Raw genomic sequence first — 8,203 nt, forward strand, 5'->3', positions numbered from 1 at the left:
GCAGATTAAAAAATTATTTAATTAAAGTTTAAGTTTTACTCAACCAATTTTTTCAAACAGGTAATAGTTTGAATACTCTTTAGGAAATGTATTACTTCCTCACAATTTAAAGATTTGTGAAATCTCATCATATCAACCTATTTAAAATAGGATTTAGTTTTTCAAAAAGATTACTCAACTAAAGTTTTACGATACTTATCAAATAAGATTGTTAGATTACATCAGCAAAGGCGTCAACTGTAATATAACTCTCAGCTATCTTATTTGAGCTACTTCCATTTTTGGAAGTTAGCAGTTAGCCATAAAATATATTAAATTTAGATATTATCATTATAGCAAAAAAATTAAAATATGTCAAAAATATCCGTTTACTCATACATAAATATATGAGTAACCGTCATTTTTTTCTATTTTATAAACAAAAAAGGAAGTTTTTAGTTGACACTAAAAACACCCCCCTTTAGCATTCAGACTACGTCTGACCACCCCCCTTATAAAAGGGGGATTATGCAATTTTTTTCTTTTTTTGATTTTGGCAACACGATTATTGCAGACGGCTAGTTTTGTCAATACCTAAAAATTTTGAAACAAAATTTTTACCTACGGCAAGGGTATTGCACAAAAGCTTTCAGCCCGTCTGCTATCGTGTGTTTAACCAAAATTCAAAAGAAAAAAAATCATTTTAGGGGAGGTGTTTGCTATGAATAGTATCATCAAAGATATTTTGCAAAGTTTGGAAGTAAATTCTTCAATGATTTTAAAACATATTTTTGACTATGATTAAGGGGGTATAATGAGTTTATATGAAATCAACCTACAAAGAGAAATTCTTAGGGAAAAAAGTGCTGAAATATTGGCCGATTATAGACGACACTTTAAAAAATATGGAAAAAATAATAAAATACTAGAAAATTTATATAATTCAGTAGAATATATCCATACCAATATTTTTGATTCAGAATATAATTCAATAGAAAAATTAAGTACTGCTAACGGAAAATTAGACTTAGCTTGGGATATTATTAAAAATTTAGATAATTAAAAAACTCCTAGAAATAGGAGTTTTTTTCTTCTATTGAATAAATCCATAATATTGAGTTTTAACCTTTTTTGTGATATACTGTAAATAGAATAAGGGAAACTTAAAACCCACAAGGGTTGGGGTAACTCTAAAGAGTTATTTTGATAGTAAACTCAAAGCGTCCAACTTTAACTACTATCTTAAAATAATTCTTCATAAGTTAAACCCCCTTTCTCGCAAGAATTAAGGTTTCCCTTGTATTTATTATAACACAATTTTAGATAATAGTAAAAATAATACTATCACAACTAAAAGTAAAGTTTAAGAAGAGCAAAAAAGACAAGAACTGCCAAGAACCTTGTCTTTTTATTTTTCAAATTTTTCTAAAACGCGTACTTTATTAGAGATATTAAGTATCGCCTAGTCCTTATAAACCCTCTTAAATCAAGTTTTACGAGGTTGTTTTTTTAGAACTTTTTACATTTTCTTAAATTTTTCAAATTATTTCTCCTTATATGCAAATATTGGAAGAAAATTCAACCAGATAGAATCTATCTGATGTTGAAATTTTTAAATTTAACAAATATCTATATTGATTTAAAGTTTTAAAAAAATTAGTAGTTTTAGGTATCATTTCCAAATATTCTAAATCATAATATTTTTTTAAATCTTCTAGTATTAGTTTTTCAACTAAAATTAGCTCTAAGTTTGATAAATACGGAGTTTGTAGCCTGTATTTATATAATGGGATATTATAACTATAGTTTTTGAAAGTTCCTCTCATATCTCCTCTAATTTTAAAGCTAAAGATTTTATTATAACTCTCTTGATGAAGAACTATATATCCATTATGGAGTTTTTTAGGATAAAGTTTTCTCTCTGCATTACTTCTTTCCCTATTTATTCTCAAAAGATTTTCATTTTGGGAAGTTAGAATCTTATTTTGATTTTCTAAAAGAGAGATTTTTTTCTCTAGCTCTGATTTTAAGAGTGTTTGCTCGTTTTTAAATGTTTCAACTTCCGTTTTTATTTTATTGATAATATTTTCTAGTCTAGTTATCTCTAAATCTTTATCTCTATTTTCAGCAGTAACTTTTTTTAGTTTTTCTTCTTTTTCTCTAAAATCCTCAAATTCTTCTCTTGTGAGGGTTGCTTTTGTCCATTCTTCAGAATGTTCAGCATATTCTAAGAAAAAATTTTTTCCTTGAAATTTCATAAAATCCCCCTATTTTCTAATATAATGCCCTGCAATTACAGAAATTCTATTATGGCCTAAAGCTCTACTAACTTCTAGCATAGCTTTTTTATCATAACAAGCCCCTTTTAAATCTTTTCTACAATGGTATTTTTCACTTTTAGGAAGAGTATTTATATCTCTAGCAAGTGCCTTATATAGTCTTGTAGCATATTCAGCTCTGTAAGAATGAATATCAGCTCCATTAGGTATCTTTTCAAAAACTTTATTATCCCCCTTAGAACTCATTAAACCCTGTATAAAGTCTTTTTCAAATGCAAGAGGTATATTTCTATGTCTACCCCCTTTTGCACCCCTAGAAACGCAAATAAAAGGCTCTCCGTTAATTTCAATTAAGTCAGTTCCTCGAAGTTGTTGTAGTTCAGCTCTCCTAAGTCCTGTTGCACGACAGAATCTAACTAAATCCTTGTGTTTTTCCTCCGAAAAGTGCTTATCTCTTACTTTTTCCCCACGACTTCTTTGAATGTTAGCCCTGTATCTAGCATTTGACTTATATATTTCATTAGATGAGATACTATATAGTTTCATCAAAGCAGAAGTTTCAAGTTTCACAGTATAGGCAGATAACCCTTGTTTTTCTCTCATTTCTAGCCATTCATTAACATATTTTTTTCCCTCGTCTAAAGATTTTATCTGATGATTTTCTTTAGCCCATTGGATAAAGTATATATTATGTTTTAGATAAGTTTTATAAGTATTCCAAGAATATATCTTATCAGCAGTAGCACCGATTTTTTTATCTTCAAATTTTGACTCTCCTATTGCCAATTTTTCATCTAAAGCAGTTTTAACTTGATGAAGAAGAGAGCCTTTTTTTTCTCTGTTTCTAGCCATTTTAGCCCCCTAGAATAATTCTAAATTTAGCTCTATTTTAAGATTGTTAGCAACCATTTCGATATCTTCTCTGGTTTTACAAGCATTTATAATTGAACTAGACATATCATTAAGTTTTCCCTGTTCCTTAGCTTGTTTTATAAGAAGTCTTTTTAACTCTTCGATATTCTCATCAGTTTCAAAAATATCAGCGATATTTTCCTCTGTTATCTCTTTTCTCTTTTTTGGAACAGGAGCAACTACTTCATCAAGTTTTTTCTCAATAGCTTCATTTGAAGAGTTTTTAATATCTTCAATTTTAGCAGTCATTAGAGAAGAAAAACTTTTAATCTCTTGATTATATTTTGAACTCTCTTCTAATGCTCTAATAATCAAGGTTTCATCATATTTTGCTAGAAGTTTTTTCATAGCTTTATCAGAATAACTCTTATTGAGATAAATGCTTTTTTTAGCTTTCTTGATAGCTTTCAAAAGCTTTTCTGATAGAGTAACTTCTCCCATTATTTCAGCATCTATTATTTTTGATTTTGGTTTAAATTTCTTAAAGAATTGAATATCTGTTACTTTTCTTCCTGTATATATTTCTTCAAAAGAGTATTCTAACTCTTTATTAAAATTATTTATTTCTTTAATCGCAGGAGCAAGAACTCTTTTTTTAAAATCAGCATAAACCCTATATTTATCTTGTGTTTTAGTTAAATCTTTTAAAGTTTCAAGACTATATTTTGGTAGTTCTATTTTTTCATATTTTTTGAATATTTCAAAAAATATAATTGAATATGAACATTTGAAAGATTTTTCTTCCAAGAGTTTTAATGTTGTGTAGTATAATTCCTCTTGTTTTTTATTATTTTTAGATAATACGTTAAAAATAGTGGGGGGAACTGCTACAAAAATCCCTTCATCAAGTTTTTTAAATTCAGATATTAGAACAAAACTTCCCCAAGTTTTTCCTCTCTTATCAATAGATTTTACTTGTGTCTTTTGTAGCTCGTCCAAGTATTGATATAATTCATCATATGAATTAGTAGCTCCTATTTCATTGAGAATTTCTGACGGAGATATAACTATTCTATCAGTATTTTCTTCTTGTAATCTTTTTAAAATAGAATTATAAGCTCTTAGTCCTAAAATAGAGATAGGACGACTCACAACCTCAATGAGTTCATTTGGTTTAAAAATTAAATCATTAGTATTTTTCATAATTCCTCCTAACATTTTAAAACATTTATGACTTTTTAAAAATAATATGTCATACATCTTAATTAAAGGAATTATAACATTATTTTTAAATTATGACAACATTTTTTTTAGTGTCATAGTTAACAAGCAATTTGTCCATAGTTAACAAGCAATTTGTCCATAACAAACAAGCAATTTGTCCATAACAAACAAGCAATTTGTCCATACTTCATTTGAACACTTTCTCTCAAAGCTTGATTTTTAGCTATTTTTAGACGTTTTGATTTTAAACAAAATCGGCTGTAAATATTAAAATATTAAAATATATAAAACATACTAGAAAAGTATGTAAAAAAAAATTAAAAAATTACAAAAAATCGCATAATTCTCAAGATACTTTTTCTTGAAAGTAAGCAGATTAAAAAATTATTTAATTAAAGTTTAAGTTTTACTCAACCAATTTTTTCAAACAGGTAATAGTTTGAATACTCTTTAGGAAATGTATTACTTCCTCACAATTTAAAGATTTGTGAAATCTCATCATATCAACCTATTTAAAATAGGATTTAGTTTTTCAAAAAGATTACTCAACTAAAGTTTTACGATACTTATCAAATAAGATTGTTAGATTACATCAGCAAAGGCGTCAACTGTAATATAACTCTCAGCTATCTTATTTGAGCTACTTCCATTTTTGGAAGTTAGCAGTTAGCCATAAAATATATTAAATTTAGATATTATCATTATAGCAAAAAAATTAAAATATGTCAAAAATATCCGTTTACTCATACATAAATATATGAGTAACCGTCATTTTTTTCTATTTTATAAACAAAAAAGGAAGTTTTTAGTTGACACTAAAAACACCCCCCTTTAGCATTCAGACTACGTCTGACCACCCCCCTTATAAAAGGGGGATTATGCAATTTTTTTCTTTTTTTGATTTTGGCAACACGATTATTGCAGACGGCTAGTTTTGTCAATACCTAAAAATTTTGAAACAAAATTTTTACCTACGGCAAGGGTATTGCACAAAAGCTTTCAGCCCGTCTGCTATCGTGTGTTTAACCAAAATTCAAAAGAAAAAAAATCATTTTAGGGGAGGTGTTTGCTATGAATAGTATCATCAAAGATATTTTGCAAAGTTTGGAAGTAAATTCTTCAATGATTTTAAAACATATTTTTGACTATGATTAAGGGGGTATAATGAGTTTATATGAAATCAACCTACAAAGAGAAATTCTTAGGGAAAAAAGTGCTGAAATATTGGCCGATTATAGACGACACTTTAAAAAATATGGAAAAAATAATAAAATACTAGAAAATTTATATAATTCAGTAGAATATATCCATACCAATATTTTTGATTCAGAATATAATTCAATAGAAAAATTAAGTACTGCTAACGGAAAATTAGACTTAGCTTGGGATATTATTAAAAATTTAGATAATTAAAAAACTCCTAGAAATAGGAGTTTTTTTCTTCTATTGAATAAATCCATAATATTGAGTTTTAACCTTTTTTGTGATATACTGTAAATAGAATAAGGGAAACTTAAAACCCACAAGGGTTGGGGTAACTCTAAAGAGTTATTTTGATAGTAAACTCAAAGCGTCCAACTTTAACTACTATCTTAAAATAATTCTTCATAAGTTAAACCCCCTTTCTCGCAAGAATTAAGGTTTCCCTTGTATTTATTATAACACAATTTTAGATAATAGTAAAAATAATACTATCACAACTAAAAGTAAAGTTTAAGAAGAGCAAAAAAGACAAGAACTGCCAAGAACCTTGTCTTTTTATTTTTCAAATTTTTCTAAAACGCGTACTTTATTAGAGATATTAAGTATCGCCTAGTCCTTATAAACCCTCTTAAATCAAGTTTTACGAGGTTGTTTTTTTAGAACTTTTTACATTTTCTTAAATTTTTCAAATTATTTCTCCTTATATGCAAATATTGGAAGAAAATTCAACCAGATAGAATCTATCTGATGTTGAAATTTTTAAATTTAACAAATATCTATATTGATTTAAAGTTTTAAAAAAATTAGTAGTTTTAGGTATCATTTCCAAATATTCTAAATCATAATATTTTTTTAAATCTTCTAGTATTAGTTTTTCAACTAAAATTAGCTCTAAGTTTGATAAATACGGAGTTTGTAGCCTGTATTTATATAATGGGATATTATAACTATAGTTTTTGAAAGTTCCTCTCATATCTCCTCTAATTTTAAAGCTAAAGATTTTATTATAACTCTCTTGATGAAGAACTATATATCCATTATGGAGTTTTTTAGGATAAAGTTTTCTCTCTGCATTACTTCTTTCCCTATTTATTCTCAAAAGATTTTCATTTTGGGAAGTTAGAATCTTATTTTGATTTTCTAAAAGAGAGATTTTTTTCTCTAGCTCTGATTTTAAGAGTGTTTGCTCGTTTTTAAATGTTTCAACTTCCGTTTTTATTTTATTGATAATATTTTCTAGTCTAGTTATCTCTAAATCTTTATCTCTATTTTCAGCAGTAACTTTTTTTAGTTTTTCTTCTTTTTCTCTAAAATCCTCAAATTCTTCTCTTGTGAGGGTTGCTTTTGTCCATTCTTCAGAATGTTCAGCATATTCTAAGAAAAAATTTTTTCCTTGAAATTTCATAAAATCCCCCTATTTTCTAATATAATGCCCTGCAATTACAGAAATTCTATTATGGCCTAAAGCTCTACTAACTTCTAGCATAGCTTTTTTATCATAACAAGCCCCTTTTAAATCTTTTCTACAATGGTATTTTTCACTTTTAGGAAGAGTATTTATATCTCTAGCAAGTGCCTTATATAGTCTTGTAGCATATTCAGCTCTGTAAGAATGAATATCAGCTCCATTAGGTATCTTTTCAAAAACTTTATTATCCCCCTTAGAACTCATTAAACCCTGTATAAAGTCTTTTTCAAATGCAAGAGGTATATTTCTATGTCTACCCCCTTTTGCACCCCTAGAAACGCAAATAAAAGGCTCTCCGTTAATTTCAATTAAGTCAGTTCCTCGAAGTTGTTGTAGTTCAGCTCTCCTAAGTCCTGTTGCACGACAGAATCTAACTAAATCCTTGTGTTTTTCCTCCGAAAAGTGCTTATCTCTTACTTTTTCCCCACGACTTCTTTGAATGTTAGCCCTGTATCTAGCATTTGACTTATATATTTCATTAGATGAGATACTATATAGTTTCATCAAAGCAGAAGTTTCAAGTTTCACAGTATAGGCAGATAACCCTTGTTTTTCTCTCATTTCTAGCCATTCATTAACATATTTTTTTCCCTCGTCTAAAGATTTTATCTGATGATTTTCTTTAGCCCATTGGATAAAGTATATATTATGTTTTAGATAAGTTTTATAAGTATTCCAAGAATATATCTTATCAGCAGTAGCACCGATTTTTTTATCTTCAAATTTTGACTCTCCTATTGCCAATTTTTCATCTAAAGCAGTTTTAACTTGATGAAGAAGAGAGCCTTTTTTTTCTCTGTTTCTAGCCATTTTAGCCCCCTAGAATAATTCTAAATTTAGCTCTATTTTAAGATTGTTAGCAACCATTTCGATATCTTCTCTGGTTTTACAAGCATTTATAATTGAACTAGACATATCATTAAGTTTTCCCTGTTCCTTAGCTTGTTTTATAAGAAGTCTTTTTAACTCTTCGATATTCTCATCAGTTTCAAAAATATCAGCGATATTTTCCTCTGTTATCTCTTTTCTCTTTTTTGGAACAGGAGCAACTACTTCATCAAGTTTTTTCTCAATAGCTTCATTTGAAGAGTTTTTAATATCTTCAATTTTAGCAGTCATTAGAGAAGAAAAACTTTTAATCTCTTGATTATATTTTGAACTCTCTTCTAATGCTCTAATAATCAAGGTTTCATCATAT

General features: G+C 27.8%; 8 protein-coding genes. 2 read left to right on the forward strand and 6 right to left on the reverse strand.

The annotated features are described in order from the left end of the window. The first annotated feature begins 793 nt into the window (after positions 1 to 793). Positions 794 to 1,042, forward strand: a complete 249-nt coding sequence (locus DYA59_RS09400; RefSeq protein ID WP_115271570.1) for a hypothetical protein — start codon at positions 794 to 796, stop codon at positions 1,040 to 1,042. Between the two features lie 490 nt (positions 1,043 to 1,532). On the opposite strand, the gene DYA59_RS09405 is transcribed toward DYA59_RS09400, so the two are convergent. The 3 genes from DYA59_RS09405 to DYA59_RS09415 are packed head-to-tail and all read right to left on the reverse strand — an operon-like array spanning position 1,533 to position 4,313. Next, entirely contained in the window at positions 1,533 to 2,237 is a 705-nt protein-coding gene (locus tag DYA59_RS09405; protein ID WP_115271572.1) for a hypothetical protein, read from the reverse strand. Positions 2,238 to 2,246: 9 nt separating this feature from the next. Further along, positions 2,247 to 3,110 (reverse strand): site-specific integrase, encoded by an 864-nt coding sequence (locus tag DYA59_RS09410; protein WP_115271574.1) that lies wholly within the window; start codon positions 3,108 to 3,110, stop codon positions 2,247 to 2,249. A 9-nt stretch (positions 3,111 to 3,119) separates the two neighbouring features. After that, entirely contained in the window at positions 3,120 to 4,313 is a 1,194-nt protein-coding gene (locus DYA59_RS09415; protein ID WP_172606995.1) for a replication initiation protein, read from the reverse strand. A gap of 1,185 nt (positions 4,314 to 5,498) precedes the next feature. Between DYA59_RS09415 and DYA59_RS09420 the strand changes: the two genes are divergently transcribed. Continuing rightward, positions 5,499 to 5,747, forward strand: a complete 249-nt coding sequence (locus DYA59_RS09420) for a hypothetical protein (protein WP_115271570.1) — start codon at positions 5,499 to 5,501, stop codon at positions 5,745 to 5,747. Positions 5,748 to 6,237: 490 nt separating this feature from the next. Here DYA59_RS09420 and DYA59_RS09425 read toward each other — a convergent pair whose 3' ends face one another. From DYA59_RS09425 to DYA59_RS09495, 3 genes are all read right to left on the reverse strand, one after another. Next, a complete protein-coding gene (locus tag DYA59_RS09425) occupies positions 6,238 to 6,942 on the reverse strand; it encodes a hypothetical protein (protein ID WP_115271572.1) in 705 nt (234 codons plus the stop codon). Between the two features lie 9 nt (positions 6,943 to 6,951). After that, positions 6,952 to 7,815 (reverse strand): site-specific integrase, encoded by an 864-nt coding sequence (locus DYA59_RS09430; protein ID WP_115271574.1) that lies wholly within the window; start codon positions 7,813 to 7,815, stop codon positions 6,952 to 6,954. Positions 7,816 to 7,824: 9 nt separating this feature from the next. Next, on the reverse strand, positions 7,825 to 8,203 hold a 379-nt coding region (locus tag DYA59_RS09495; protein WP_172606996.1), incomplete at its 5' end, for a hypothetical protein.

The sequence above is a fragment of the Fusobacterium necrogenes genome, from assembly GCF_900450765.1.
Classification (GTDB): domain Bacteria; phylum Fusobacteriota; class Fusobacteriia; order Fusobacteriales; family Fusobacteriaceae; genus Fusobacterium_A; species Fusobacterium_A necrogenes.

Coding starts and splice junctions, on each gene's coding strand:
- DYA59_RS09400 (WP_115271570.1), top strand. CDS start 794: ATGAGTTTATATGAAATCAACCTACAAAGAGAAATTCTTAGGGAAAAA.
- DYA59_RS09405 (WP_115271572.1), bottom strand. CDS start 2,237: ATGAAATTTCAAGGAAAAAATTTTTTCTTAGAATATGCTGAACATTCT.
- DYA59_RS09410 (WP_115271574.1), bottom strand. CDS start 3,110: ATGGCTAGAAACAGAGAAAAAAAAGGCTCTCTTCTTCATCAAGTTAAA.
- DYA59_RS09415 (WP_172606995.1), bottom strand. CDS start 4,313: ATGAAAAATACTAATGATTTAATTTTTAAACCAAATGAACTCATTGAG.
- DYA59_RS09420 (WP_115271570.1), top strand. CDS start 5,499: ATGAGTTTATATGAAATCAACCTACAAAGAGAAATTCTTAGGGAAAAA.
- DYA59_RS09425 (WP_115271572.1), bottom strand. CDS start 6,942: ATGAAATTTCAAGGAAAAAATTTTTTCTTAGAATATGCTGAACATTCT.
- DYA59_RS09430 (WP_115271574.1), bottom strand. CDS start 7,815: ATGGCTAGAAACAGAGAAAAAAAAGGCTCTCTTCTTCATCAAGTTAAA.